This is a genomic window from Paraburkholderia unamae (assembly GCF_003268775.1).
Taxonomy (GTDB): Bacteria; Pseudomonadota; Gammaproteobacteria; order Burkholderiales; family Burkholderiaceae; genus Paraburkholderia; species Paraburkholderia unamae.
This window is the reverse complement of sequence record NZ_QLSU01000025.1, coordinates 44,756-70,386: the sequence shown is the minus strand read 5'-3', so window position 1 is coordinate 70,386 and position 25,631 is coordinate 44,756. Positions and strand designations below refer to the sequence as shown.

Annotated in this window: 24 protein-coding genes; 18 read left to right on the top strand and 6 right to left on the bottom strand. The window is 59.8% G+C overall.

Annotated elements, in window-relative coordinates; all coding sequences use genetic code 11:
- Window positions 1–6 precede the first annotated feature (6 nt).
- The 3 genes from C7401_RS31945 to C7401_RS31935 all read left to right on the top strand — a co-directional run bounded on the left by C7401_RS31945 (window position 7) and on the right by C7401_RS31935 (window position 3,724).
- Entirely contained in the window at window positions 7–1,245 is a 1,239-nt protein-coding gene (locus C7401_RS31945; protein ID WP_112175466.1) for a ParA family protein, read from the top strand.
- Complete coding sequence (locus C7401_RS31940) at window positions 1,242–2,258, top strand: ParB/RepB/Spo0J family partition protein (protein WP_112175464.1); 1,017 nt, start codon at window positions 1,242–1,244, stop codon at window positions 2,256–2,258. Before C7401_RS31945 ends, C7401_RS31940 begins: the two co-directional genes overlap by 4 nt.
- Window positions 2,259–2,557: 299 nt before the next feature.
- A complete protein-coding gene (locus tag C7401_RS31935) occupies window positions 2,558–3,724 on the top strand; it encodes a Replication protein O (protein ID WP_112175462.1) in 1,167 nt (388 codons plus the stop codon).
- An 826-nt stretch (window positions 3,725–4,550) separates the two neighbouring features.
- Here the strand turns inward: C7401_RS31935 and C7401_RS31930 are convergent.
- Both C7401_RS31930 and C7401_RS31925 read right to left on the bottom strand, forming a co-directional pair.
- Window positions 4,551–5,030: a hypothetical protein gene (locus tag C7401_RS31930; RefSeq protein WP_258397309.1), complete on the bottom strand. Its 480-nt coding sequence runs from the start codon at window positions 5,028–5,030 to the stop codon at window positions 4,551–4,553.
- 458 nt (window positions 5,031–5,488) lie between these two features.
- On the bottom strand, window positions 5,489–5,830 hold the full coding sequence (locus C7401_RS31925; RefSeq protein WP_112175458.1) for an H-NS family nucleoid-associated regulatory protein: 342 nt from the start codon (window positions 5,828–5,830) through the stop codon (window positions 5,489–5,491).
- 283 nt (window positions 5,831–6,113) lie between these two features.
- Between C7401_RS31925 and C7401_RS31920 the strand changes: the two genes are divergently transcribed.
- The 6 genes from C7401_RS31920 to C7401_RS31895 all read left to right on the top strand — a co-directional run bounded on the left by C7401_RS31920 (window position 6,114) and on the right by C7401_RS31895 (window position 13,168).
- Window positions 6,114–6,410: an H-NS histone family protein gene (locus C7401_RS31920; RefSeq protein WP_112175456.1), complete on the top strand. Its 297-nt coding sequence runs from the start codon at window positions 6,114–6,116 to the stop codon at window positions 6,408–6,410.
- A gap of 1,213 nt (window positions 6,411–7,623) precedes the next feature.
- On the top strand, window positions 7,624–9,168 hold the full coding sequence (locus C7401_RS31915; protein WP_112175454.1) for an ATP-binding cassette domain-containing protein: 1,545 nt from the start codon (window positions 7,624–7,626) through the stop codon (window positions 9,166–9,168).
- Entirely contained in the window at window positions 9,165–10,103 is a 939-nt protein-coding gene (locus C7401_RS31910; RefSeq protein ID WP_112175452.1) for an ABC transporter permease, read from the top strand. The genes C7401_RS31915 and C7401_RS31910 overlap by 4 nt, the downstream gene beginning before the upstream one ends.
- Entirely contained in the window at window positions 10,100–11,104 is a 1,005-nt protein-coding gene (locus tag C7401_RS31905) for an ABC transporter permease (RefSeq protein WP_112175450.1), read from the top strand. Before C7401_RS31910 ends, C7401_RS31905 begins: the two co-directional genes overlap by 4 nt.
- A 31-nt stretch (window positions 11,105–11,135) precedes the next feature.
- On the top strand, window positions 11,136–12,041 hold the full coding sequence (locus tag C7401_RS31900; protein WP_112175448.1) for an SMP-30/gluconolactonase/LRE family protein: 906 nt from the start codon (window positions 11,136–11,138) through the stop codon (window positions 12,039–12,041).
- A 98-nt stretch (window positions 12,042–12,139) separates the two neighbouring features.
- Window positions 12,140–13,168: an ABC transporter substrate-binding protein gene (locus C7401_RS31895; RefSeq protein ID WP_112175446.1), complete on the top strand. Its 1,029-nt coding sequence runs from the start codon at window positions 12,140–12,142 to the stop codon at window positions 13,166–13,168.
- Window positions 13,169–13,215: 47 nt separating this feature from the next.
- Here the strand turns inward: C7401_RS31895 and C7401_RS31890 are convergent, their stop codons facing one another.
- Window positions 13,216–14,760: a UxaA family hydrolase gene (locus C7401_RS31890; protein WP_112175444.1), complete on the bottom strand. Its 1,545-nt coding sequence runs from the start codon at window positions 14,758–14,760 to the stop codon at window positions 13,216–13,218.
- A 269-nt stretch (window positions 14,761–15,029) separates the two neighbouring features.
- Here C7401_RS31890 and C7401_RS31885 point away from each other — a divergent pair, with 269 nt between their 5' ends.
- From C7401_RS31885 to C7401_RS31865, 6 genes are all read left to right on the top strand, one after another.
- The gene (locus tag C7401_RS31885) at window positions 15,030–15,761 is read left to right on the top strand and encodes a GntR family transcriptional regulator (protein ID WP_112175442.1); all 732 of its coding nucleotides are present in this window, start codon (window positions 15,030–15,032) and stop codon (window positions 15,759–15,761) included.
- A 215-nt stretch (window positions 15,762–15,976) separates the two neighbouring features.
- On the top strand, window positions 15,977–16,744 hold the full coding sequence (gene cuyB, locus C7401_RS31880; protein ID WP_224044891.1) for a cysteate racemase: 768 nt from the start codon (window positions 15,977–15,979) through the stop codon (window positions 16,742–16,744).
- A gap of 446 nt (window positions 16,745–17,190) precedes the next feature.
- The gene (locus tag C7401_RS44610; protein WP_146758035.1) at window positions 17,191–17,490 is read left to right on the top strand and encodes a hypothetical protein; all 300 of its coding nucleotides are present in this window, start codon (window positions 17,191–17,193) and stop codon (window positions 17,488–17,490) included.
- A gap of 114 nt (window positions 17,491–17,604) precedes the next feature.
- The gene (locus tag C7401_RS31875; RefSeq protein ID WP_112175440.1) at window positions 17,605–18,003 is read left to right on the top strand and encodes a DNA-binding transcriptional response regulator; all 399 of its coding nucleotides are present in this window, start codon (window positions 17,605–17,607) and stop codon (window positions 18,001–18,003) included.
- Window positions 18,004–18,940: 937 nt separating this feature from the next.
- The gene (locus C7401_RS31870; protein WP_258397308.1) at window positions 18,941–19,897 is read left to right on the top strand and encodes a GlxA family transcriptional regulator; all 957 of its coding nucleotides are present in this window, start codon (window positions 18,941–18,943) and stop codon (window positions 19,895–19,897) included.
- A gap of 395 nt (window positions 19,898–20,292) precedes the next feature.
- Window positions 20,293–20,691: a response regulator transcription factor gene (locus C7401_RS31865; RefSeq protein ID WP_112175436.1), complete on the top strand. Its 399-nt coding sequence runs from the start codon at window positions 20,293–20,295 to the stop codon at window positions 20,689–20,691.
- 47 nt (window positions 20,692–20,738) lie between these two features.
- Here C7401_RS31865 and C7401_RS31860 read toward each other — a convergent pair whose 3' ends face one another.
- Both C7401_RS31860 and C7401_RS31855 read right to left on the bottom strand, forming a co-directional pair.
- Window positions 20,739–21,062, bottom strand: coding sequence for a hypothetical protein (locus C7401_RS31860; RefSeq protein WP_112175434.1), 324 nt, complete (start codon window positions 21,060–21,062; stop codon window positions 20,739–20,741).
- A 171-nt stretch (window positions 21,063–21,233) separates the two neighbouring features.
- Window positions 21,234–21,521 (bottom strand): hypothetical protein, encoded by a 288-nt coding sequence (locus C7401_RS31855; protein ID WP_146758034.1) that lies wholly within the window; start codon window positions 21,519–21,521, stop codon window positions 21,234–21,236.
- 198 nt (window positions 21,522–21,719) lie between these two features.
- On the opposite strand from C7401_RS31855, the gene C7401_RS44605 reads away from it, so the two are divergent.
- On the top strand, window positions 21,720–22,016 hold the full coding sequence (locus tag C7401_RS44605; protein ID WP_220092877.1) for a hypothetical protein: 297 nt from the start codon (window positions 21,720–21,722) through the stop codon (window positions 22,014–22,016).
- A gap of 80 nt (window positions 22,017–22,096) precedes the next feature.
- Here C7401_RS44605 and C7401_RS31850 read toward each other — a convergent pair whose 3' ends face one another.
- Window positions 22,097–22,645, bottom strand: a complete 549-nt coding sequence (locus tag C7401_RS31850; RefSeq protein WP_112175430.1) for a dTDP-4-dehydrorhamnose 3,5-epimerase family protein — start codon at window positions 22,643–22,645, stop codon at window positions 22,097–22,099.
- Window positions 22,646–23,009: 364 nt separating this feature from the next.
- Between C7401_RS31850 and C7401_RS31845 the strand changes: the two genes are divergently transcribed.
- Both C7401_RS31845 and C7401_RS31840 read left to right on the top strand, forming a co-directional pair.
- The gene (locus C7401_RS31845) at window positions 23,010–24,017 is read left to right on the top strand and encodes a helix-turn-helix domain-containing protein (RefSeq protein WP_112175428.1); all 1,008 of its coding nucleotides are present in this window, start codon (window positions 23,010–23,012) and stop codon (window positions 24,015–24,017) included.
- 497 nt (window positions 24,018–24,514) lie between these two features.
- On the top strand, window positions 24,515–25,549 hold the full coding sequence (locus tag C7401_RS31840; RefSeq protein ID WP_112175426.1) for a helix-turn-helix domain-containing protein: 1,035 nt from the start codon (window positions 24,515–24,517) through the stop codon (window positions 25,547–25,549).
- The last annotated feature ends 82 nt before the right edge of the window (window positions 25,550–25,631 follow it).

Here is a 25,631-nt window from a genome sequence, read left to right as displayed (position 1 = left end):
TAACCAATGAATACCGTCGCACGCCCGCGCGCTACAAAGGGACCGGCATCGCAGATGTCCATCCAGCTGAAGAGCGCACCGAAGCGCCGACCGCTTTCCGACATCAAGGAAATTGCAGTCAACGCGAGCGGCATGCTGATCGACGTGCGCGAAAGCATGCTGGCGCCGCATCCGCGTAAGCATCCCCCTGTTTTTACCACAACGCAAGTCGCTGAACTATGTCATCTCGACAGGCAGCGAATGCACTACCTTTCGCGCACCGAACCAGACCTCCCGCAGGGTACGCTGCGCCACAGCCGCAGCCGCGAATTCACGTTGCAGGAAACACGCGTCTGGATCGACCGCGTCGCCCCGTACGTGAAGCGCCCGGAAGGCGTGCTCGGCAAGAAGATCGCCATTGGTAACTTCAAGGGCGGCGTGAGTAAAACCACGACCGCGATGACGCTCGCCCAGGGCCTCTCGCTGTTTGGGCGCAAGGTTCTGCTGGTCGACCTCGACCCGCAGGCATCGCTCACGGCACTCAACGGCATCCTGGCCGACAGCGAAGTGACAGACGAACAAACCGTCCTCCCGCTGATCTACGGGGACCAGACCGATCTGGAGTACGCCGTTCAGGGCACGTACTGGGACGGCATCCACCTGATTCCGGCAAGCGCCGCGCTCTTCGGCGCGGAGTTTTTTCTGCCGTTCAAGCAGTCGAAGGATCAGTCTTTCCAGTTCTGGAACGTGTTGAACAAGGGCCTCGAACCGCTGCTCGAGTACTACGACGTTGTCATCATCGACACGCCCCCTGCCCTGTCGTACCTGACCATCAATGCCTTCATGGCGGCAGACGGACTCATCGTCCCCACGCCGCCGAGCGCGCTGGATTACGCGTCGTCAACGCAGTTCTGGAACCTTTTTGCCGACCTGTCCGAAAGCATGCAACAGGTTGCACCGGCGCTCCAGAAGAGTTTCGACTTCATCCATGTGTTGCTGGCCAAGGTCGATCAAAGCCAGGCGGCCACGCCCATCGTCCGGGACTGGATCAACAAGACCTACGAAGGTTTGGTTTTGCCGATCGAGATTCCGACTACGGCCGTGACCCAGAGTGCGGCAGCCGAGTTTGGCACTGTGTACGACATCTCGCGCTACCAGGGAAGCCTGAAGACGTATCAGCGCGCGCGTGAGGCATACGACCGATTTTCAGAGATTGTGGACCAGCAACTGGTATCGCTCTGGCAAGCAGAACAGGAGGGTGAATGAGCATCAGAGACCGATTGGCGGCCAAGTCATCGGCCGTAGGCGCCGCGCCGCGGCCCCAGCGACCGGACAACGAAGTGCCGGGCCGCCCGAAGACCGCACCTGGCCAACTTATGGCTTCGCTGCCGATTCTTGCCGACAAGGACAAGGAACTGCAACAGGCGCTGGATCGAATCAAGGAACTGGAGTCCGCGGGGACGAGCGGCGCGCAAGAAGTCGAAATCGCTACGCTTGTCGAGATACCAGGGCGTCGCCGCATTTTGTCTGAACAGGAATTCGTCGAACTCCGCGACAACCTCGCCTCCAACCCGCTTACCCACCCCATCGTCTATCGCCCGCTAGGGGACGGCCGGAACGAGATCGTTTCCGGCAATAACCGCGTGGCGATCTACAGGGATCAATTGCATCGCGCGAAGATCTGGGGCGTGCCGTTCACCGGCGAGCCGGCCCAAATCGAGTTGGCCGCGCTGTTCTCCAATCTGCTGGCACCTTCGCTTCCGGATTTCGAGAAATACAGGCAATTCCTCCGGATTCAGGAACACCAAGGGCTATCGCAGGCGGAGATCATCCGCCTTTCTGGTTTGGCGCAGAGCCATGTCGCGCGCATTCTGTCGTTCGACAACCTGCCCGCCGAAGCGAAAGATCTGCTCGCCACCAACCCCCATCGACTCGGCGGAACTGCGGCAGCGAAGTTCGCCGCGCTCACGCAACAAGGTCGCGGAGCTGAGGTGACGAATGCCATCAAGGCCTTGATTGAGTCGACGGAGATCACGCAGGAAAGAGCGCTCGAACTTGCCGCGCCCGCCAAGCCAAAGACCGCCGCACCCGCTGCGGAAGCGATCATGGTCGGCAAGCGCAAGCTTTGCGACGTATCGGTGAGAAGCGGCGTGATTGGCGTTCGATTTGCCGGGAAAGATGGGGGCGAGAAAGCCGCTCAGTGGAGCGAGAAGATCTCCGCCTTCATTCGATCGGAGCTGGAGAAAGAACAGGGCTCATCCAAGTTGGATGAGCAATGAAATCAATGACTTAGCAGAACAAGGCATCCGGGTTCGGCTCAACATCCAATTTGGATATCCTTGAAAATCAATGACTTAAGTTTCTGAGCTTCTGTCGAGAGTCGATATGAACTAACGGAACCCTGAAAAAACAAAAGCCCTCGGCTGGAACCGAGGGCTTTTGCAACGGGCTTGGCTGGAACCTCGCTCGTTACACTCACCGGCTGGAACCGGCAAGGGCTTAACGCTAAACCCGAGTGTAGCGGATCGCGACAGACAGTCAAGCGCTGACCAACCATTTTTTGGTTTGGCCGCTAAAAATGTCTATCGCGCAACGTTACGTTGCTGGCGAGGGTGACGCTCACCCCGACGCAACGCACCTTTTAGTATCCGCACCGGACTCGCAGGCGCTTGTTGAGTTCAGTTGCGACGCAACCAATCTGCCCTGGGTCATTTTCCGGGCAGCATTCCGTGCCGCTCATATCGAAGGCCTTCCGCAACGTGCTCGCGCACTCCTGTCCGCGCTGGCGCGTACCGTAGACGCTCAGCGTCCCTTTGCGGCTGTCTTCGCTCGTCGCGAGCTTTTGACCGGACGCGCGATGCAATCAATGCGCACGCTCTACCGTAGCCTGGATGATCTGGAAGCCGCGGGTCTGATCGATCGGCGCGCGCAGTCCCGCTACGTTGAGGCGGGCCTCTTTGGTCGCGCGTACCTGCACCTGACCCAACGTGCAACGGATCTGCTCGGCCTCACTGAGAGCCGTCCTGCCGTCTCCGCGCCTGCCTCCCTGCCTTCGCCGGCTGTCACGCCTACCGAATCCGATTCTTTGCAGGGTCCGTCTGCCAAGGTGGCAGACGGCGCTATATATAAGGATCTTAGCCCTACTTCTTTTCAAAAGAGACAATCAGGACAGGTGCCCGCGGATCTTCAGCGTCTGAAGGTGCTGGGTTTTTCTGATTTCCTGATTTTCAAACTCATGCGGATTGCACGCGAACACGGCAAGCGCCTCTCAGAAGTTGTCGAAGCTACGTGGGAACACCTGAAGCAAGCTCGCACCCCGATCAACTATCTCGGTGCACTGCTTCGCAACCCCGTTGATTTTGGGTATCAGATCCGTCAAAAGCGTGCTGCTGAGCTCGATGTGCAGCAACGCGCCGTACAGACCAAGGAAGCCACTGTCGTTGCCGAACGGCACGCCGGCGAGACATTCGAGTCCGCCGACGGCCTGGTACGCTACAGCATCGCTCCTGATGGCCAGCAACTCACGGTCTGCAACGTCGACGAGGGCGTTGAACGTGTGGCGGTCGACTGGAAGCAAGGCTTTGCGAGCGCGCTCCAAGGCGGCCGGATCCGCCGCGTTGTCCAGGCGCCGCCTGTGGCTATCCTGTCGCTTCCGGGCAAGGCGCCTGTTACCGAAGTCGTGCGGTCGCATATCGCCGGACTGAGGAGCTTCCTCGGCATGCGTGCAGATCAGTCGACTGCCTGAGCGGGGTAAGACGGGGCGAAGATTTCAGACACTGGCATTTGCCACCAATGCTCGCCGCTTACGCACTTCTTGCCCGGCGGAAGGTTGAGCACATATCTCACTGCGACCCGCACCGTCTTTGCAGCACGAATCACGTAGCGCTTCCTGTGCGAACTTATGTGTGTCTTTGCTACTGGTTAGGCACGCGGGAGTGGGCGGTAAGTCGCGAGCGATGTTCCCGGTGCCTTCTTATGAAGTAGGCCGAGCATGCGATCCCACACCGGGCTTTGACGTGTTCAAGTTTGTCCGCCTGGCCGAGCATAGCCCTTGGCTCCTTTGCCGCCAAATATCATCAAGATACAGTTTGCATTACTAAATATATTTCAGATTGTCCTCGCTCACCTCTATCGGGCGTGTCCTCTTGTTAATCCTTCTAGATGCAGAGAAAAGTCCCAGCAGCCGGCCGCGTCGAAAACGAACATCGGTAGCCAAATTCGCGATCAGCTATGTAATCCTAAATTACTGGTCACCGAACTTTGCAAAGCTTCAGAAGCCAGTAGTCGCTCTCGCGGCGAAACAGGCATGAGTCGACCTGACCCAAATCCGCAACCTGAGGCGCAAACACGATTTGAGTCTTGCCGACATGGAAAGGCTCAGTCGGTACGTGGGGCGGAGGAACCCGCGTGGCGATGGAAGCCGTTGATGTTACCCACACGCCTGAAATTTCAGCAGCGCAACGGCCGAGACAGATGGGACCGGGAGAACCTCATGCTACTCCGGCTGAATTTATATCCTGTGACGCCCGATCACTCAGGTTCCATCGGGCGCGAGATGAAACACGAAGAAGCTACTGTGCAACCTGGAGGTGGCTATCATTGGTGCGCGTTTCACGCACGGCGAGATCAACAAGCTTTCCGAGGTGATCGCTCGCCCGGGCAACGATCTCCATGCGGGTCACGCACAGTTGACGGTCGTACTCGTTGACCACGGCGGTGATACCGTCGATCAACGACTCGGACACGTTCCACGTTCCCGTGTGATCCGCCTCGGAGAGCACTTGTCCGAGCCCACGTTCAACGCGTTCAATCTCCGCGATATCGAGCTTCCCATGTCCCGCACGGATGATGAACCCCGCGATGATCACAACCTGTGAAATGAGATTGACGAGCGAGCGGCTGGCTTCGCCATTGCGCAGACGCTCAAGTGCGATCCGCGCACGCAAGGCGAGATCCGAGGCTTCCTTCCGGGGCATGGGGAGAAAGAGCGACTTCGCATGCGCGCCTGCGGACCGCTGACGCAAGGATCGATAGTTTTTGCTGTCAGGCATATCGAGTAGCCGATTAATGGATATCGAAATGCCATATTGGGATCCGTCTCGGCTCGTCAAGAGTGGATGCCGCAATTCATCTTTGACGCGTCAAAGTCGCGAGTGTCAGGGCAGAGGCGTGCCAGCGGATAACGATACCGGTAAAACGCCATGTATGGTGATGCCGCTTCGGCTGTTGCACAGCCGAATAGATGCCTGGAATCCACGTTGGAACTAACCGCGCGGCTAGCGACAACGACTCAATGCCTGGCGGTAGCGAGAAACGACGCCAGGATTGCCGGAGTTTGCCCGCAATAAAGACAAAGCCAACGGGAGCCGGCAGGCAGCCGCGCACTCAATGCAATTGAAAGGGCGATACCGTCCATTCCGGACTGACTTCGGCGCCATCCAGGCCCAATAACGCACCGCTTTGGACGCACTTCAGAAACGTCGCGACCGCGCCGTCGATTCACGAATGCTCAGAGGGTACCCACGCGCTCGGGCGTTGCGGTCGCCAGACGGCTACCGGCGAACGGATCGTCGGCCCAGTTGACTTCACGGCGTTTGGCCGCCGTTTTCTCGACCGGGGCGCTGATGGCGAAGTGCTCGCGCGATTGTCCCGCGCTCATCGCCTGAACGAGCCACTGCGGAATCTCGCCCTGGCCGTCCCACTTTTCTCCTGATGCATTCTGGTACCGCGCGGCGCGCTGCCGAAGCTGGTCTTCTGCGATCGAGGCCGCGACATCCTCCGGCTCGATCCCGAACTCCGCCATCCTGTGGCGAAGATATGAAATTATGCTATCCCGTTTGCGTTCATCCACGCTTGAAACTCCTTCTATGCGACAGGCTGCTTCACAATTGCAGCTCGCAAACCGCATAACGCAAGCATAGCACGGCGGTTGACATACGTTACCTAATCCAGGGTATTCGCCGAAGGGCTGCGGGGCGCGCATGGAATGGTTTGCCCATTCCCGGCGAATATGCCGCTTTCCGCCGAAAACAGGACTGCGATTTAGCATGAGCCTGAGGGTCATCCCGCTTCGGATCAGCATCGGACAAAAGTCACTATCATGAGCGCGTGGTTTCCACATGGGGGGACATTCCGTGGCAACGTACAAGGAACTGAAAGCACAACTCGCCGAACTCGAGAGTCAGGCGGCCGCCATTCGGCAACAGGAATACGACGCGGTTCTCGCTGATATCCGCGCAAAAGTGGCTGAATTCGGATATACGGAACGGGAGATCTTTGGTAGTCGTCGCGGCAGGCCGCGACACTCGCCCGATGCGCTGCCTGCGAAGTATCGTGATCCGGCGACCGGCGCCACCTGGTCCGGCAGGGGACGCGCACCAAACTGGATCAAGGACGCGAAGAATCGCGACAAGTTCCTGATTCTCGAATAAGGTGCCTTGTCCCTTACGATCGATTGCCACAACGGCAATACCGGCAGTCATCGGACCTCGGCAAGCGATCTTTATGAAAGGGCTTGTTCTCCGGATTTATTCCAGGGAGAATTTGCGCTGACTGAAGATGTCGGGCGGCGCTCATCCTGGTCACCCGGCAGGGCGCTCGGACATTCTCGATTGGCCGCCAAAAACCAGCATCGACGCTGGCCATGTGCGATCGGATACATCGCAGCGGGCGGGGCAAAAACTTCTCGGGCAAAGGCGTCCGGAACGGCAGCTATCCGGAAGCAACCTATGTTCAGACGCATCTTTCTCGAACTCTCCCGTGTCTTCGAACCGGCGGAGCATAAGCCCGTGCTTCCTCCCGCGAGTCTGCACGAACGCATCGACCTGCCATTCGGCGCTTTTGACGACCCGAGCGTTGGCGACGAAAACGGTCTATGCCGGCGACGTGACTGTGCGGGAATGCGTCAGGCCCGTTCAGGTCGCCGTGTCTGGAGGCCGCGCGAAATGCGTCATTCAGCACGCTCGTACGGAGAACGGCCCCTGCGTCGCGCGAACGTGCCGCGAAGTTGATCCTCGCTTCGCATTTCAATGCTGTACTGCGCCTGGCACCGGATGGTGCCTTCAGGCTTCTTATGCTCGCCGCCGTGAAGGCTCCCACCCGTTATTCGGCATTTATTATGCATAACGAATTATTGAGGAAAAGCGGCCCCTCGCTGCTTGCCAGAGATAAGGGTTAGAGGGCCAACGAGGCAAGCGTCTCCACAAGCCGTTTGCCTGCTTCCCAGACATCGTCGAGCACGTTCCGCGAAGCACCCGTGATATCGGCTGCGCTCGAACTGACCCGCATTGCACCCGTTGACCGCGGTCGCGCCGTCCTGTAGTGAACCCCTCATTCAGTGTTAATACTGATATCGAAACCGATATTGGTATCGCTCATTTTCTCATTAGAAATTTATCGATCGTGTCCTTAAACTGCTTCGACGGTTAATTCTTACGAATAAGCAGGCCCATTTTCCGGGAGGAGACACCCGCCGTGACAAGCACTGTCGCGAAGCCCATAGGGCAAATCCCTATGGGTCGGCCGTTTTTCACAATATTAATATATTAGAACGCATTTGGCACCGCGTAGCGGGCGCTGTTCATGGCGCTTACTGTCTTGCCGGGACGAGAGGCGGTCCGCGATCGGCAAGGAGATGCGTTGCGAATGTTTTCTCGGAGCAAGGATGTGATCGATAACATCAAGTCGAAGGAAGGCGCGTCCCCACTCATACGGTTTTCCGGTATCGGTAAAAGTTTTGGAAATGTAAGGGCCTTGTCGGAGATCGATTTCGATTTCATGGCGGGCGAATGCGTTGGCATTGCGGGCCACAATGGAGCCGGCAAATCGACGTTGATGGCAGTGCTGGCCGGCGTCTACACGCCAACCGACGGGTATATCGAAACCGGCGGCAACCGCACCCAGCACTACGACGCCGACGCCGCGCGCCGCGCGGGCGTGCGCTGCGTATTTCAGGAACTCTCGCTCTGCCCGAACCTCAGCATTGCCGAGAATATGTGCGTCGTGCATCCGCGTTTGCGCGGGCGCGGCTGGCGCAAACGCGCGAGCGCGCTGATGCGCGCGAAACTCGAAGAGATCTTCCCCGGCAATGGACTGAGCGGTAGTGAACTGGTGTCCGATCTCACGCTCACGCAGCGCCAGATGGTGGAGATTGCCCGTGCGTTCACCGAAACCGATACGCCTGTGCGGCTCGTGATTCTCGATGAGCCCACTTCCAGCCTCGACGCGCACACCGCCGAACAACTGCTCGATTACGTGCGCAAGGCCAACGCGCGCGGCGTGACGTGTCTGCTTGTCACGCACATGCTTGGCGAGATCGAGCGCGTGTCGGACCGCGTGATGGTGCTGCGCGACGGCAAGCTCGTACGCATTTTGCCGCGCGAGAATCTCACGCGCGACGCGATCATTCAGGCAATGGGCCAGCACGTCGAGGTGGCGCATGCGCCGCGCGAGCACGCGGTAGCGGGCGCCGCAGTCGGGGCGCATGCGGCTGCAAGCGAGTACCGCTGGATGGTCGGGCCGCACCGGCGCACCGAAATCAACGCCGCGCGCGGTGAAGTGATCGGCTTCGGCGGCCTGGCGGGGCAGGGGCAGACCGATGCGTTGCTCGCCATTTACGATATCGCGCAGCGCACGGCACGTGACAGCGTCGCGTTCGTGGCAGGCGACCGCGCGCGCGACGGCGTGTTTCCCGTCTGGTCGATCGCACAGAATCTCGACGTGCGCTGGCTCGGTCGAGGCGGCATCGCCGCTGATGGCGCGGTCGATAGTCAGCGAAAGCGATCAGGATGGCTAATCGATTTCCGGGCGGCGCGCTCGCTCGTAGAAACGTGGCGCACGAAGATCGGCATTCGCGGCGCGTCCATGCAAGCCAATATCCTTTCGCTCTCCGGCGGCAATCAGCAGAAAGTGCTGTTCGCACGCGCCCTCGCTTCGAACGCAGCATTGATTTTGATGGACGACCCCACACGCGGCGTGGACATCGGCACCAAGCGCGAGATCTATGCGCTCGTGCGCGCCGAAGCCGCGAAGGGCCGCACGTTCGTCTGGTACACGACCGAAAACGACGAACTTGCGTATTGCGACCGTACGTTCGTGTTCCGTTCAAGCCGCGTCACGCGCGTGCTGCACGCGAGCGAATGCACGGAGGAAGCGCTGCTTGCGGCAAGTTTCGAGGAGCAGGCCGCATGAGCACGGTTCTCACGCAAGCGCGTTTGCGCACGCTGTTGCCTGTCGTCTCGCTGGGCGCGGTGCTGGTGCCCATCCTGATCCTGCAACCGGCCACCTTCAGCTATTTCGGCTCGAATCTGCTGCTCAATCTCGCGGTGCCGCTGGTGCTCGCGACGCTCGCCCAGCTTGCGATCATCACTGTCAACGACCTTGATCTGTCGATCGGGCCGTTCGTGAGCCTCGTCGCCTGCATCGGCGCGACGATTCTCGACCAGCATCCGTGGCTCGGCGTACTCGCGCTCGCCGCATGTGTGCTGGGTTACGCGTTGATCGGCGCGCTCATCGAGATCCGCCGCATTCCGTCGATCGTCGTCACGCTCGGTCTGTCGTTCGTCTGGAGCGGGCTTGCGATCGTGCTGCTGCCTTCGCCGGGCGGCGCGAGCCCCACATGGCTTGGCACGGCAATGAGCTTTCAGACGCCGCTGATCGCCGCGCCCATTGTGTGGTCGGTGCTCATCGCCCTGCTCGCGCATGTCTTCCTGATGCGCAGCTCGGTGGGCGTGCGCAGTCGGGCCGTGGGCGGCAATCCGCGCGCGGTAAGCCGTTTCGGCTGGTCGCTGGTCGCACGTCGCGCCATGCTCTACGCCGTGGCGGGCGTGTTCGGCGTGCTCTCGGGACTCGCGTTGCTCGGCCTCACGACTTCCGCCGACGCCAACATCGCGCTGCGCTACACGCTGCTCTCGATTGCGGCTGTGATTCTCGGCGGCGGCGAGTTCGTGGGCGGGCGTGTTTCGGTGGTGGGCGCCGTGCTCGGCGCCATCACGCTCACGCTCGCGGCTTCGTTCCTGGCATTCCTGAATATTTCGTCAGACTGGCAGGTCGGCATGCAGGGCGCGATCCTGATCGTCGTGCTTTCCCTGCGCGTCCTGCTTCAACCCAACGGAGACCGCCAATGACGCTCCCCCGTTCCGGCGGCGTCATCGCGCCGCCTCCCGAGCCGCCGGTGCGCGGCAACCTGTTTGCGCGCGTGAAAGCGCTCGACGCGCCGTGGGCCCTCTCGTTTGCCGGCGCCGTGCTGGTGTGGGGCGCAACCGTCGGCTTCTTCGGCTTGCCGGTGGCGGCCAATGTCCTCCAGACCGCGCTCGTCTACGGCATTTTCATGGTGCTCGTCGGCCTCGGGCAGATGCTTGTGATCACGTCGGGCACCGGGAATATCGACCTCTCGGTGCCGTCGACCATTGCGCTCGCGGGCGTGATCGGCATGCATGTCATGAACGGCGCGGACTCGCGTATCGCGCTCGGCATCGTGGCCGTGATTGGCGTCGGGCTCGCGGTCGGCCTCGCCAATTACGCGCTGATCCGCCTGCTGAGCATTCCGCCCATTATCGCCACGCTCTCGTCGAGCTTCATCATCCAGTCGGTGGCGATTACGCAAGGCGCGGATTTGCCCGCGCCGCCCGCGGCGCTCGGCAACTTCGCCACCGGCCGCTTCTTGCATGTGCCGTATCTCGCCTGGCTCGCGGCCGTGCTCTCGCTGCTGCTCGCGGTGGTGATGTATCGCTGCGTGTTCGGCCGCCGGCTTTCGGCAGTCGGGCAGAATGCGCGCGCGGCCTGGCTCGCGGGCGTGAACGTGCATCGCACGCGTTGCATCGCTTACGTGCTTTCGGCGGTAATCGCTTCGCTTACGGCCGTGTGTCTCTCGGCGGTGGCGGGCGGCGCGGCGCTCGATATGGGCGTCGAGTACATGCTGATTTCGATCGCGGTGGTGGTGATCGGCGGCACGCTCGTGACAGGCGGCAAAGCCTCGATTCTCGGCGTGTGGGGCGCCTCGATGTTTCTCTTCATGATGACGTCGATCCTCAACGCCGTCGGCGCCGACGCGGGCGTGCGCTCGCTCGTCTACGGCGCGCTGATCATCGCCGTGACAGCGATAGCGGGCGGCCGCGCGCCGCGCTGAGCGCACCCGACATAAAAAAGAAGGAGACGACATGAATCAGCACGACCACGAAGTTCACGACGCGCGTTTCCGGCATCTGATCCAGCCGAACGCGCTCTTGCAGAAGATCGCGGGCGATTGCTTGTGGACCGAAGGGCCGGTGTACTTTCCCGCGAGCGACCTGCTCGTGTGGAGCGACATCCCGAACAACCGCATGCTGCGCTGGGCGCCCGGCATGGGCGTGGGCGTGTTCCGCGCGAACTCGAACTTCAGCAACGGCAATACGCGCGACGGCGAAGGGCGGCTCGTGACCTGCGAGCATGGGCGACGCTGCGTCTCGCGCACCGAGCACGATGGCAGTGTGAGCGTGCTTGTTTCGCATTACGAAGGAAAGCGCCTCAATTCGCCGAACGACGTCGTGGTCGATTCGCAGGGCACGGTCTGGTTCACCGATCCCGACTACGGCATTCTCAGCGACTACGAAGGCTTTCGTGCGGACAGCGAGATCGGCGGCTGCCACGTCTACGCGCTCGCACGCGGGGAGCGCGAGGCGCGCCGCGTGGCCGACGATTTCGTGAAGCCGAACGGCCTCGCGTTCTCGCCCGACGAATCGAAGCTCTATATCGCCGATTCGGGCGCTTCGCATGTCGAAGACGGCCCGCGCCATATTCGCGTGTTCGATGTGCGCGACGGACGCCTTTCGAACGGCCGTGTGTTCGTGACGATGGCAAACGGCATTCCCGACGGTCTGCGGCTCGATGAGCACGGCAACGTCTGGACCAGCGCCGCCGACGGCGTGCACTGCTACGCGCCGGACGGTACGCTGCTCGGCAAGATCCTGCTGCCGGAGGCGGTGGCCAATCTCACCTTCGGCGGATTCAACCGCAACCGGCTGTTCATCACGGCGACGACTTCGGTCTATTCGCTGCACGTGGGCGTGCGCGGGGCGGGGCGATAGCGGCGCAACGGAAGGCAACGGAAGGCAACCTAGGGCCCATTTCCGGGCGCAAGCAACCAACACCATGCAGCAGAGACCATCAGAGGAGATGACATTTCATGCGTAGACTGAGCCAGATTGCGCTTGCCGCGACCACCCTGAGCCTTGCGCTCGCCGCGGCGAACGCAAACGCGCAGGTCGTGCAGACGAGCACGGCCACCAAGAAGATCGCGCTGTCGAACAACTACGCGGGCAACGCCTGGCGTCAGACGATGCTCAAGGACTGGCAGGCGGTGACGGGCGAGGCGGTGGCGCAAAAGCGCGTCGCGGCCGCGCCCACCTTCACGACCGCTGAGAACCAGGTGACCGAGCAGGCCCAGCAGATCCAGAACCTGATCCTGCAAGGCTATAACGCGATCGTCGTCGATGCGGCTTCGCCGACTGCGCTCAACGGCGTCATCAAACAGGCCTGCGCGGCGGGCATCGTCGTGGTGTCGTACGACGGCACCGTCACGGAGCCGTGCGCGTACCGCGTGTCGTTCGACTTTCACGCGTGGGGCGAGGACCAGGTCGACTATCTGGCCAAGCGCCTGAACGGCAAGGGCAATCTGCTCGAAGTGCGCGGGCTCGCGGGCGTTTCCGTCGACGAGGCGATTCATCAAGGCGTAGTGGACGGCCTGAAAAAATACCCTGGCCTGAAAGTGGTGGCGAGCGTGAACGGCAACTGGACGCAGACGATCGCGCAAAAGGCCGTGGCGGGCGTGTTGCCGACCTTGCCGAAGATCGACGGCGTGACGACCCAGGGCGACGACGGCTTTGGCACCGCGCAGGCGTTCAAGGCGGCCGGCCGGCCGACGCCGATCATCGTGCTCGGCAACCGCTACGACGAGCTCAACTGGTGGAAGAACCAGGCGGGCGCGGGCTACGAAACGACGTCCGTGTCGAATCCGCCGGGCGCGGTGACGGCGGCGTTCTGGGTGGCGCAGCAGGCGCTTGCGGGCAAGAAGATGCCGAAGGACATTCAGGTGCCGCTCGTGACCGTGACGCACGGCGATCTCGATGCGCAACTCGCGAAGCTCAAGCCGGGCGGCGTGAGCGACAAGCTCTATAACGCGGAAGAGACAGTGGCGGTCGTCGACAAGAAGTAGTGCGAACGAGTGCCGCCGCGCGAAAGCGGCGGCGCTCGAATTACGCTTCAGGTGATCGCGCCGATCTGCCAGGGCACGAATTCATTCTGGCCGTAGCCGTGCAATTCGCTGCGCGTGCGCGCACCCGACGCGGTGTCGAGCATCATGCGGAACAGGGTCTCGCCGAGCGCTTCGATGTCGTCGTCACCATCCACGACGCCGCCACAGTTGAGGTCCATGTCGTCGGACTGGCGGCGCCACAGCGCGCTGTTGGTCGCGAGCTTGAGCGAGGGCGAGGGCGCGCAGCCATACGCCGAACCCCGGCCCGTGGTGAAGCAGATGAGGTTCGCGCCGCCCGCCACCTGGCCCGTTGCGGAGATCGGGTCGTAGCCGGGCGTGTCCATGAACACGAGGCCCTTCGCGATTACCGGCTGCGCGTATTCGTACACTTCGACGAGATTGGTGCTGCCCGCTTTTGCAATGCCGCCCAGCGATTTTTCGAGCACCGTCGTGAGGCCGCCCGCCTTGTTGCCCGCCGAGGGGTTGTTGTTCATCGCCGCGTTGTGGCGCGCGCAATAATCCTCCCACCAGCGGATACGCGCTACGAGCTTCTCGCCGACTTCGCGCGTGAGTGCGCGGCGCGTGAGCAAATGTTCGGCGCCGTAGATTTCCGGCGTTTCCGAGAGGATGGCGGTGCCGCCGTGTCGCACGAGGCGGTCCACGGCCGCGCCCAGCACCGGATTCGCGGTAATGCCGGAATAACCGTCCGAGCCGCCGCATTGCAGGCCCACGCTCAGGTGGCTCGCGCTCACGCGTTGGCGGCGCACGGCGTTGGCGTCGGCGAGCATCGACTGCACGATCTCGATGCCTTTGGCGACGGTCTTTGCGGTGCCGCCCGAGTCCTGGATCGTGAAGGTGCGCAGCCGCGCGTGCTCCTTGAGTCCTTGCGTTTCGAGCAGGCGCGGGATCTGGTTCGTCTCGCAGCCGAGCCCGATCATGAGCACACCGGAAAAGTTCGCATGGCATGCGTAGCCGCCGAGCGTGCGTTGCAGGAGCGCAAGCGCCTCGCCTTCGGTATCGACCGCGCAGCCCGCACCGTGTGTGAGCGCAACGACGCCGTCCACGTTCGGATAACCGGCGAGCGCCTCGGGGTGGATGTCGCGGCGAAAGTGATCGGCGACGGCGCGCGCCACGGTCGCCGAGCAGTTCACAGAAGTCAGGATGCCGATGTAATTGCGCGTGGCGACGCGGCCGTCCTCGCGCACGATGCCTTCGAAGGTCGCACGCTGGTCGTCGGGAACGAAGGCTGTCGCGTGCGCGCCCTGACCGAATGCATAGTCGCGTGCGAACTCTCCCATGTCCAGGTTATGCATGTGCACATGTTCGCCCGGCGCGATGGCCTGTCTTGCGAAGCCGATGATCTGCCCGTAGCGATGCACGGGCTCGCCCGCCGCAATGGCGCGCGTGGCCACCTTGTGGCCGGGCGGAATCAGGCCGCTTGCGACAACGCTTTCGCCCTCGATGGGCATACCGCCGATTAACTGCTCGATCGCGATGACGACGTCGTCGGCGGGATGCAGACGGATGACGCGTGCAGGAGAGATGGATTGCATGGTCGACAGGAAGAAGTGGGCGTTGTCGTTCAGTCAGGAGCGCACGAGGGATCCTGCGCGCACAGGATCCACGCAGGCTATAAATTGATACGGTAATATATTAGTTGGCAAATTATAGAAAAACCTGGGCCGCAGAACAACGCAAACCCGGCCGGATCGAGGGAAAACCCCGACTGGAGCGGCAGGCAGGGCCGCAACGATGGGGACACCCATATACTGACGGGTGCGATTCGCCCCGGATGCCGGAGCACGCCGTAACCAATCGACTTATGACTGAGAACCGTAATGAGCCGGCGGCGTTCGTCGCCCGGCTGCTGCCCGCCGATTTCACACTCGATCGCGCGAATGCGCTTTCCGCGCAGCTTTATCAATTGCTGCGCGAGGCGATCGTGACCATGACGCTGCAACCCGACGACGTCATCTTCGAGCGCGCGCTTGCCGATGCGCTCGGCATCTCGCGCACGCCGGTGCGCGAGGCGCTGCTGCAACTGTCGCGCGAGGAACTCGTGCGCATCGCCGCGCAGTCGGGCACCTTCGTCGCGCCGGTGAAGCGCGAGCAGTTCGCCGAGAGCGCGCTGATCCGCAAGGTGCTCGAAACCGCGAGCATTCGCCGCGCGGCCGAGATCATCACCACGCGCGAGCTGGAGCAGTTGCACGACATCCAGGAGGCGCACCGCCGCGCGATCGAACGCAACAACCCGGTTGCGGCCATCAGTTGCGACAACGCGTTTCATGCCACCGTTTGTGCCGCCGCCCGACTGCCGCGCGTGCAGCAGCTCGTGGAGCTTGCGCGCGCACCGATCGACCGCGTGCGCCATATCACGGTGCGCGATCCGGTTGTCGCGGACGCCACGCTCAAGCAGCATCAAAAGGTGCTTGAGGCGCTCGAGCAGCACGACCCGGACGCCGCCGAACGCGCGCTATGCGATCACCTCGACGATGCGTTCGAGCGTCAGCAGGCCGCTTATGACGCGAACATCGGCCTGTTTCAGGGGCGCTGAAGGCGGCAATCGCGCGGCAACCGCGCGACACTGCGCCGCGCATATTGCCGGTATGCGTCGCTCAGTGCGCACTAGAATTCAAGAAGCGGCACGAACGATCCGAACCACATAATCATCGTTCGCCGTATCTCCCGACTACCTGGTTCTACGTATCGAGACGGCTCACGAGGCGGTCTCGCACGCGCAGGGCGTCCTTTTACCCAAAGGAGCTTAAAGTGAAAACGACCGGTCAACTTCAGTCCGCCGTCAACGAAACGCGCTTTCTCGGCGTATTAGGCGGCCTCGGCCCCATGGCGGGCGCATCGTTCCTCGAACGCTTGACAGCGCTCACGCGAGCGCCGCGCGATCAGGACCACATCCCGACCATCCTGTGGAGCGATCCGCGCGTGCCCGATCGCACCGACGCCAAGCTGCATGGCGGCGCGAACCCGTTGCCGCTGCTGCTCAACGGCATCGAACATCTGGAAAAGGCGGGCGCGAGCGCTATCGCCATTCCGTGCAACAGCGCGCATCTGTGGTACGACGAGCTGCTACAGCACACCGACCTGCCCATTCTCAATATCATCGACGCGACTGTCGACGACCTGCACAACCACGGCGTGTGGCGCGGCAAGATCGGCTTGATGGGCACGGCCGCCACGCTCAAGTTCGGCATGTACCAGAAGGTGCTCGAAGCGCGCGGCTTCACGCCGGTCGTCCCGACGGAAGAGGAGATCGATGAATACTGCATGAAAGCGATCCGGCTGGTGAAGGCCAACCGTCTCGACGAAGCTTTCGCCCCCGCTGCCGAAGGCGCGCGCTTGCTCAAGGAACGCGGCGCAACTGCGATCGTGCTGGGCTGTACCGAACTGCCGCTCGCTATTCCCCACCATCGGCGGCCCGAGCTGCCCATGTCGTTCGTGGATTCGATCGACGGACTCGCGGTGGCCGCAATTCACTGGTTCTATGGAACGGGTTTACCAGTGATGAGCGAGGCTGCTTGATACCTTGTTGCTGACCCGGCGCGTTTGAGCGAATTCCAGGCGCGAGCCTGTGAGCTGCTCGCGAAGATGCGCGCCGTGGCGAATCGCAGTGCTTTTTTATTCGATTTTTTTCTTTCTTTTTTCCGGGAAATTGCCGGGCTCGATTGAATTCGATTCTCTGCATGTCGACATACCGGACATGGTCGAATGTCGAAAAATATTGTCGAACCAGACGATACATTACATACGTTCGCTGCGGAGATTCTGCGGCGCAATGAAATAATCGGAATCGCGACGGCGGGCGACGTTCATTTGGACGTTGAGTTTGTTCGCGTAGCGATGCGCACCTCTTGTGTCGGACCTATGTCGTCCACGGAGCCTTGCAGTAGGGTGCAGCCGTGGTTTGCCCGGCAGTGTTGTCCTTGAGCACACGGGCTGCATCGATATCGACGCCGCACATGAGAATCATGGGCGAATCTCGTCGGATTGCGAAGTGGAATGAATCTTTTTCAGCGCTGGAAGGCGCGGACACAGGAATATCGGCGTGGGCTGTCATGGACAGCCCAATGCCCAATCCTGCGCAAGGCGCAGTACGCGCGTTGCTGCAATTGATAGCGACTATGTGCGGCTCACCCTTGACATGCAAAATGGGAGGCACCAGTGTGCTATCGGCACTAAACGAAAAAAGTTTAGGGTTTTTGTTGGACCCCCAGGACATTTCCCAGGAATTGTTAAATCCGACACTTTTTGCACGCGACATCGCGTAGACTCGCTAATATTCAATTTCGCACGTTCTTTCCGGAACGGCGTTGTCAAGCGGGTCCGTGTGGCGGTATCGATAAAACACCGTTTCACGTTACACCTGCGGGTGCCAATGACCTATGAAAATTGCAATCCTCGAATCCGACGTCGACAAATTAGACAAAACCCTCGAAACGCTCTCTGCCTCGGGGCATTTGTGCTTCGGCGTGAGGAGCGACGAGGGCGTGCGGCGGGTGCTCGATGACGTGTCGGTCGATCTGTTTCTCATCGACTGGACAGATCCCGACGGCGTGCGCTATGACACGCTCACCCACCTCTCGCAGTGCGCGCCAGGTGTGCCCGTCGTGTTGTGTGTTGCACCGCACACGCCCGACTCCGTGGTCAATTCCGGCATCAAGTGTGGTGCGAGCCTGGCGCTCGAAAAGCCATTGCGTGGCATCGACTCGCTCAACAGCCTGCATACCTTGAGCCGCGACGGTTTCGCGTCCGTATTCGCCGCCGGCACTCACGTCATGTGAGAGAAAGGCGCTCGGTGATGGAGCACGGCCCCCGCGCCGCGCCGCCCGAACGCCTTCCGCGATGAGGTCGCGCGTCGGCCGTGGTCTCAGCCACCATTGCCGACTTCCCTTGGATGACCGCATCCATCGCCCGCTGACCTTGCGGGCGGCGCCGGGCGCATTCTGGCGGCTGGCGTAATCTTTCCCTCCACCTGGGCGGTATCTCTCCCGAACGTCACCTACAGCGCCGTTTGCAGTCTCGCGCCCGAACGCCTGTCACTGCCGTAGCAGCGGATTGGCGCGTGCAAGCGGCGTTGCCATTGAACGATGACCACGGCAACCGCACTCTCTGGCGCCCGCGAGGCGTGGCTATGGATATTCGTGATACTGGGGATTTCTCCACCGGGTTTATGCATTCAGAATGCATATTTCTGGGCGCGAATTTCTGATACGTGCTGACCCATTGGGAAACAGAAGTTGTCTATCGACCGAGAGCCGCTTTCGGTGATGTAAATGCCGGCAATGCGCTTTTTCGAGGGAATTAGCCGTGATTTTTCTATTGACCGTTGAATGACATTTTTCAACGATCACTTCACTCCACGGTCACATTGCGGGCTCCGGTCAATTCTCGCATTTGTGGCGTTCCGACACGTTGACAGTTGGCTAGACCACATTTCTCTGAAGATATTGAGAAATAGTGGCGAATCGTATATTTATTGCTTATGATCTCGTCTCGGTTCGAAATAGATCGATAAATAATTTCGAAAATTTGAGCAGTGCGGTCAACATGCGGCGATTGCTGCCAGTCACCTCACGAACGTGTGGTGTTTTCTGCTGTGACATTGGCTTGGATTACCAATTCGACTTAACGCAAGCTAATGCGACTATTGAATAGCGGGGGGTACTGATGGAGTGCGGAGGTGGCGGTCAACGAAATCGCGTCGCGGAGTGTTGCGCCTTGCCTGACCCGGATGCGGTCAGGCCAATTGGGGTTCTCCTCTGCGGTGGATTCTCGCTTTCCGAACTGGCCACCGTACTCGAGCTATTTCAGTCGGCCAATGCGCTGTCGCAGTTGGACTACGCCGACGATGGGCGTACCGGTTATGAGATTTCCCTGCTGTCGCTGGCCGGCGGGCGTGTCGAAAGCTCGTCCTCGGTGTCCGTGTGGACGAACAGCGTCGAGGATCGACGCCATGCGGGCGGATTTCACACCTTGTTCGTCGCCGGCGGGCTTGTGCCGCGACACCTGCTTTACGATGAGCGCCTGCTTCATTGGCTGCGCCTCGAAGGCTTGCGCTGTGAGGTCGTGATCCCGATCGGGGAAGGCGAGGCATTGCTCGACGCGGCGGGCATCGAACGCTCAGCCAGCCGGCTGGATTGCGCGATGCAGGCCAGCACAGGCCAGGACCGCATTACCGCAACCGACTTCGCGGACATGGCCACGGGCCCGTTGCGAGAGGCGCTCGCGCTCATCGAGCGAGACCTCGGAAGCGCGCTTGCGCGCGAAGTGGCGGGCCACGCCATGCCGCGCCGACAACGAAACGGCTTCACCGCGGCGATCCGCACGACGCTCTCCGGCGGCGTGAGCGAGCGCATCCAGGCATCCGCAAACTGGCTGGAAGCGAATGGCGATCGCCCGGTGACGATTGACGACGCAGCGCAGATCGCCGCCATGAGTGAACGCAATTTTCTGCGCCGCTTCAAGATCGAAATGGGCGTCACGCCCTCGGATTACCTGCTCCATGTGCGCATCGACATGAGTTGCCGCCTGCTGGTCGAAACCGATCTACCCGTGGACAAGATCGCGCGGCGCTGCGGGCTGGGCAGCGGCGGCCGGTTGGCGAAACTGTTTCGCAAACACCTTTGCGCGACACCTACGGAATATCGCGCCCGGCGCCGTCACACCAACGACTAATATCGCCTCGGCGCCATTGCGCGGCCGGTAGAGCGCCGCAACAGGAATGCCGGATTCGCTGGTTCCTCGCGCCATGTAACCCGAAACGCGAGACGCTCGCATGGGGCAGAAGGGATCAATACACCCGCCGGTGCCTGCAATGTGGCGGAAATTACGTATACATTGACGTACCGGCTTCGATGGATTTCGCATATCTTATGCGTCGTGGTTGGGATCGGGAGCCTGTCTTGTGAGTCCCCCGGCAACGTTTCATCAAGCGCTGCCGTGTGATTTCCGGTGAAAGACGCCAGTGGTTCGGTTCGGCTGATCCGTCCCGGATTATTCCGGGACAGTGCATCGCACCAGGATGGCCCCTTTCGACAACCCACGAGTTGCACCGGCTATCGACTTCCACTATGAAAATTGCAATCCTTGAGCCAGACGTTGGCGAGCTTGACCGTACGCTTCAAATACTTTCTTCCGCAGGCCACCTTTGTTTTGGAACGAGGAGTGACGAAGGGCTGCGGCGCCTGCTCGAAGACGTATCCATCGATCTGTTTCTGCTGGATTGGAGTGAGCCCGACCGCGGACGCTATGAGACGCTGCGATACCTTGCTCGTCGCGAATTCGTGGGGCCGATCGTACTGTTCACGTCGCCACAAACAGCATGTGGCGTGATCAATTCAGGCCTGGAGTGCGGAGCGGACGTTCACGTGACCAAGCCGCTCTCCGAGGGGGAATCCCTCGCGCCTTTGCACGCGCTTGGCAACGGTCCGTACTACGCGGCACGTACGGCAATCAGCCAGATGATGTGATCCCTCGCCGCATCACCGCGCATTGGCCTCGAACATAGCCGTGGTGGTTATTGAAGGTCGCTTACCTGAAGATCACCGGCCCACGTCGGCGAGTCCAGGTCGAACTCCAGCCACGCGCTACCGGCCGATGCAAACACGCCGTCTCTGATCCCCTGTCCAATCGCGGTTCTCACGAGTGCTTCGGTCGACAGCCGGCGGCTCTTCGCCACTTTGACCCTCGGTATCTCGAAGGCGACTACCATCTCCTGTGCGTCCATGCGAGAAAGCAAAACGTAGAGATCTCGCGAAAAGTGAGCCATATAAAGCGAATCGTCGGATTCAACTTCGGGAAGACGGAAGCAAAAAAAGGAATCGTTGTCTGAAATTTCCATGGTGTTGGGTCGCCCCGATGTAGCGCAATTTTCGGGTGAGCGGGTTGATCAGTGATCCTCTATTTCCGGCGACTTTCAATAGCGTGTCGCTTTGAAACGCGCGAAGGCGCTGCGCGGAACCTGGCGCAAGTAAAGCGCCGCTCGCGTGTTTCCAGTACAGCATCGCTGGCGTTAAACGTGAAGCGCGGCTTGAACCGACAAGAGCGTCCTTTTAATCAACTTCTTGTCCTCTACGTCGAGCGCGCTTGCGTGGCCGCGCAACAACTCAGTCATCGAGCCGCCAAGTTGCCGAATATCCAGGTCTGTTGGCTTGGGGATCGGCCAGACGTGCATTAGATACGCAAGCGGGATCACGTTACGCCTGGCACACCAGCGCTCGAACAGCGCCACGCAAGCGACTTCGACAGCGCTGAATTTATCGGACTGCGAATCGCCCGCACCTTCCGGGCGTGCATCCATACTCGCTCGCGGCGCTGGGTCGACGATTGCCGCGAAATCGATTGTATGGCCCATTCCCGGAGAGCATGTAGTCATGGATGAGTGAAAGAGTATTGAAACAGCGTGAACGTGTCACCGCTCGACAATCAGAAAGATCTTTGCTTGCCTACGCTTGCGCTTGCGTTCTCGTCTGAATTGTATGTGAGTGCAGCGCCGAACATGGATCAGATCTCTTGCGATGCTGGAATTGACCAACGTTTGGCGGCGATCGTCGTCCGATCAACCAATTGCATAGCTTGTTTAGAAACCACGGTTCGCGGAGTATTGAACTGTGGCGGCGCATGGTCGGAACGGCTTCGGGAGGAGGTCTCCCTGGAGATCCCGGCCAACATGGTCATAAATCACGATATTTTCGGTGCTTACTTAATTCGTGAATCGAAAATTTCGATGCGATTTTCTGAAAATTCGCTAATTAAATTAGAAGATATTTTCGCAATTTATCAAGATGCTTGCTGATGCGGCTCAGCGTTGAATGGTTGAATATTTTGGAAAACGACAATCGATTGATACCTTATGAATTGGCAGTCAGTTCCCGCCTAAAAGTACTCGGCAACATTGAAATCGACGCAGTTGCGCTGCTTCCTGTCAATGATGGGCGATGCAGCAACACCCCAATCGATGTTGAGATCCGCGTCATCCCAGCAGATTGTGCGTTCGGAATCGGCCAGGCGCGGCGACGACGCCTTTGAGAGTACCTCCGCGACCTCTGATCGAACAATGTACCCGTGCGCGAATCCAGGTGGTACCCAGAGCTGGCGACAGTTCGATGCGGAGAGAGGCTCGCCAGTCCATCGCCCAAAGGTGATCGACATACGACGCAGATCGAGCGCCACGGCGAATACTTCTCCAGACAGCACTCTCAAAACGATCCCGCGCGGATTTTGAACCTGGTAGGTCAGGCCGACCAACGCATTGCGCGGGCAAACCGCCTGCTCGTCATGGGTGAACAGGTAGCCTCGGGAGACGTTCGCATTGAACCAGTCCTGATCAAAGCTCCTGAAAAACGCGCCTGTTGATCGAGCTTCGATCTGCGGCTCAAATACTTTAACGTCACGAAGAGCGGTATTCCCAAGGCGAAAGGACATTCTTTATCTCTGTGTGTTCCGGGTGCTTTTTGCGACTCTTAACTTATCCAATTTCTCCCCGACTATGTCACGAACTCCGACGACTTACCTGTTTCATACCGGACAAAACATTATCCGCTTCCGCCAAAGCGATTCAATTGCGTCAATGACGTTACAAAATTCGCTATCCCGGGAGTAGCCGAAGTTGATGTCGGATTGAACCCGTTCTAGTGCATGTGCTTTAAACCGACAAGATATTGGTTTAATCGGTCAAGCATCCGGACAATTTAGTAGCTCATGTATGATGCGTCGCATTGAAAAGAGGTCGATTCAGCGTCACAAGCCATACCAATATCAAGTACTCGATAATAGAAGAGGGGTGAAGATGGGCGACATCGGTGCCGGGGGTGCTGAGCGGGGAAATGCCGTTTCTGGCGCAGGATGGCCGCGATCCGGAACGACGAGAAGAATCGGCGTGCTGCTCTACAAGGGCTTTTCGCTACTCTCGATCGGCGTGGTTCCGGAGATCTTTCACCTCGCGAATGAGATTGCGGAACGGCAACGCGACGACGGATTGCTGTATGACGTCAAGTTTTACTCCACACAGGGTGGCGACGTAGAGTGCTCGTCCTCAGTCAACGTGTGGACACAAGAATGCGACGCCACGAAGAACCTTGGCTTTGATGCACTGTTTATCGCGGACGGCGGCGACCTGACCGAAGTGACGCGCGACGAGCGCGTTCGCCAATGGCTTCGCGTGGTCGTACCGTCGACGAAAATCGTTTCCGGCATTGGCAAAGCAGCGGCGCTAATCGACACGATGCAGCTCCGTCCCGACTCTTACCGCAGCAGCTTGCTTCAATCGAATACCGATCCGTCTCAGGCGAAAGCGCCAAGCAATAGGGCAAATCGTTACGAGCCGACGAAGACGGCCCTTATGCTGGTCGGTTGGGATCTCGGCCAGGAAGCAGTCAAGGACATCTCACGCAAGCTCTCGGCAAACGGTTTTGCGACGCTTACGCCTCTAATTGCCGACGCGAGAGCTGACACGGCAATCGAAAAGGTACGCGCGTCTGCACGCTGGCTCAAAGAGAACTGTGACCGGCCGATCTCCGTGAGCGATGCGGTGAACGTCTCGGCAATGAGCGAACGCAATTTCCTTCGATGCTTCAAGCAGGAGATGGGCGTCACGCCATCCGAGTACCTGCTGCAAGCTCGACTGGATTTGACCTCCCGCATGCTCGCAGAGACCGAGCTCTCGATCGACAAAATCGCTAAAAGGTGCGGCTGGACGAATGGGGATCGACTCGCCAAGATCTTTCGCCGGCGATTCTCTCTCACCCCTTCCGAATTCCGCCAACGTGAACGGGGCACCGGCCAGCAGAAGGCCTAGGCGGGCCCACCGATCGACTGTCGGCGACGACGCGCTCACAAGTGGGCATATGGAAGCGGTCCCACTGCGAGCTATCGTAAACAGGACCACACTCAGCTTTCCACAAGCAGCCAAGGTAATTAACCGCGCTTTTGGGCCAAGGCCCCGAAAGTGGGTAAATTTGCTTGCAACCGGAAATATGTGGTAAGCATAATTCAAAAGACTGATCGCAAAGAATAACGTAACCGGATCAAAACATAGAAAGCCACTGTGTGATGACCGAAATTGAATCGAAGGAGGCTAGTTAGCTTCCGGGCGGTAAGAAATACCGGAAAATCTTCCAGATTTTTCACGAATTAATCGATAACGCATTGTATTTAAATGTGTTTTCTAGATAAAAAAGTCTTACGCTTTTGGCTGGTTAGCTCTGGTCCGACAAGACTTGTAACTATTTCGCCACTGATGGCGGAAAATGACTGTAAGTTAGGTACGATAGTGCCTTCGACGAATTCGGTTCAATGAAAGCCGAAATAGGTCCAATATCGGGGTGCGCGATGGTGAATTTCGTTAGTCACAGTATTGCTCGCAGTGGCCGCACAGGCGAAGTTCTAGTTCCGAGGTTAAGAAAAAAGATAATTTTTCTTCTCTTCTCCGGATTCCGCCTGCCCGAGGTTGCGACAGTCCTTGAGGTATTCCATGCAGCCAATCGCAGTTCCTCACCCCATGGTGTGGGAGGGACGGCGCCGTTCTACGACGTCCAGCTGAAGTCGCTTGAGGGCGGCCGCCTTGAGAGTTCCTCGGCGGTATCCATCTGGACCGAACCGCTCGCTCAGACCCGCGAAGTGGAGCCTATCGACGCCTTGTTCATCGCCGGACCTGGAAACAGCGCACTGTCTGGCAACGCGACGCTCCTGGAGCGCATCCGGTTCGTCAGCAGCCAGGCCGCGAATTTGATCCCGATGGCGGACTCGAAGGTATTGCTGACTATCGCGGGCGTTTCAGGTCAACCGAGTCATTGGCCCACTGGTGGAAACGTCGACCACGGCATTGCACGCAGGCCCCCGCACGCCCATATCGAACCGTTCAATGGGCCGGTCCAGCGCGCGCTACAGTTGATCAAGCAAGACCTTGGCGCGGCCATCCCTAGAGCGATTACCGACATCACGCTGCCCGGTCGCCAGGAGGTTGGCTTGATGTCGGCGGTGCGCGAACGTGCATCGAAAAGCGCAAGCGAGCGCATACTCGAGTCTGCGCGATGGATTGAGGAAAACGGCGGGAAATCCGTCGCGATTGCAGACGCCGCACAAATTGCGGCAATGAGTGAACGCAACTTCCTGCGTCGCTTCAAGATTGAAATTGGGGTGACTCCATCGGAGTATCTTATGTACTCCAGATTGGAGCTGTGCTGTCAGCTATTGGTTGAGACCGATTTGCCGGTTGAAAAGATTGCCCGGCGCTGCGGATTGAGTGGAGGGGGTTCGCTTTCAAAGCTTTTCCGCAAGCACTTTTCGCTGACGCCAACCGAATATCGTGAGAAGCGAAATATCAACTAGCTCGACGCAAAGAGTCGCTTCACGGGCGGCCGAAGTGCCCCGTGAAGATGCGTAAGTTCAGTGCCGTGTCTACCTGACTGAT

What these genes read in the sequence shown, in the direction of transcription:
- C7401_RS31945 (WP_112175466.1), top strand. Translation starts at nt 7, where the DNA reads ATGAATACCGTCGCACGCCCGCGCGCTACAAAGGGACCGGCATCGCAG.
- C7401_RS31940 (WP_112175464.1), top strand. Translation starts at nt 1,242, where the DNA reads ATGAGCATCAGAGACCGATTGGCGGCCAAGTCATCGGCCGTAGGCGCC.
- C7401_RS31935 (WP_112175462.1), top strand. Translation starts at nt 2,558, where the DNA reads ATGTCTATCGCGCAACGTTACGTTGCTGGCGAGGGTGACGCTCACCCC.
- C7401_RS31930 (WP_258397309.1), bottom strand. Translation starts at nt 5,030, where the DNA reads ATGCCTGACAGCAAAAACTATCGATCCTTGCGTCAGCGGTCCGCAGGC.
- C7401_RS31915 (WP_112175454.1), top strand. Translation starts at nt 7,624, where the DNA reads ATGTTTTCTCGGAGCAAGGATGTGATCGATAACATCAAGTCGAAGGAA.
- C7401_RS31910 (WP_112175452.1), top strand. Translation starts at nt 9,165, where the DNA reads ATGAGCACGGTTCTCACGCAAGCGCGTTTGCGCACGCTGTTGCCTGTC.
- C7401_RS31905 (WP_112175450.1), top strand. Translation starts at nt 10,100, where the DNA reads ATGACGCTCCCCCGTTCCGGCGGCGTCATCGCGCCGCCTCCCGAGCCG.
- C7401_RS31900 (WP_112175448.1), top strand. Translation starts at nt 11,136, where the DNA reads ATGAATCAGCACGACCACGAAGTTCACGACGCGCGTTTCCGGCATCTG.
- C7401_RS31895 (WP_112175446.1), top strand. Translation starts at nt 12,140, where the DNA reads ATGCGTAGACTGAGCCAGATTGCGCTTGCCGCGACCACCCTGAGCCTT.
- C7401_RS31890 (WP_112175444.1), bottom strand. Translation starts at nt 14,760, where the DNA reads ATGCAATCCATCTCTCCTGCACGCGTCATCCGTCTGCATCCCGCCGAC.
- C7401_RS31885 (WP_112175442.1), top strand. Translation starts at nt 15,030, where the DNA reads ATGACTGAGAACCGTAATGAGCCGGCGGCGTTCGTCGCCCGGCTGCTG.
- C7401_RS44610 (WP_146758035.1), top strand. Translation starts at nt 17,191, where the DNA reads ATGGGCGAATCTCGTCGGATTGCGAAGTGGAATGAATCTTTTTCAGCG.
- C7401_RS31875 (WP_112175440.1), top strand. Translation starts at nt 17,605, where the DNA reads ATGAAAATTGCAATCCTCGAATCCGACGTCGACAAATTAGACAAAACC.
- C7401_RS31865 (WP_112175436.1), top strand. Translation starts at nt 20,293, where the DNA reads ATGAAAATTGCAATCCTTGAGCCAGACGTTGGCGAGCTTGACCGTACG.
- C7401_RS31860 (WP_112175434.1), bottom strand. Translation starts at nt 21,062, where the DNA reads ATGGAAATTTCAGACAACGATTCCTTTTTTTGCTTCCGTCTTCCCGAA.
- C7401_RS31855 (WP_146758034.1), bottom strand. Translation starts at nt 21,521, where the DNA reads ATGGATGCACGCCCGGAAGGTGCGGGCGATTCGCAGTCCGATAAATTC.
- C7401_RS44605 (WP_220092877.1), top strand. Translation starts at nt 21,720, where the DNA reads ATGGATCAGATCTCTTGCGATGCTGGAATTGACCAACGTTTGGCGGCG.
- C7401_RS31850 (WP_112175430.1), bottom strand. Translation starts at nt 22,645, where the DNA reads ATGTCCTTTCGCCTTGGGAATACCGCTCTTCGTGACGTTAAAGTATTT.
- C7401_RS31845 (WP_112175428.1), top strand. Translation starts at nt 23,010, where the DNA reads ATGGGCGACATCGGTGCCGGGGGTGCTGAGCGGGGAAATGCCGTTTCT.
- C7401_RS31840 (WP_112175426.1), top strand. Translation starts at nt 24,515, where the DNA reads ATGAAAGCCGAAATAGGTCCAATATCGGGGTGCGCGATGGTGAATTTC.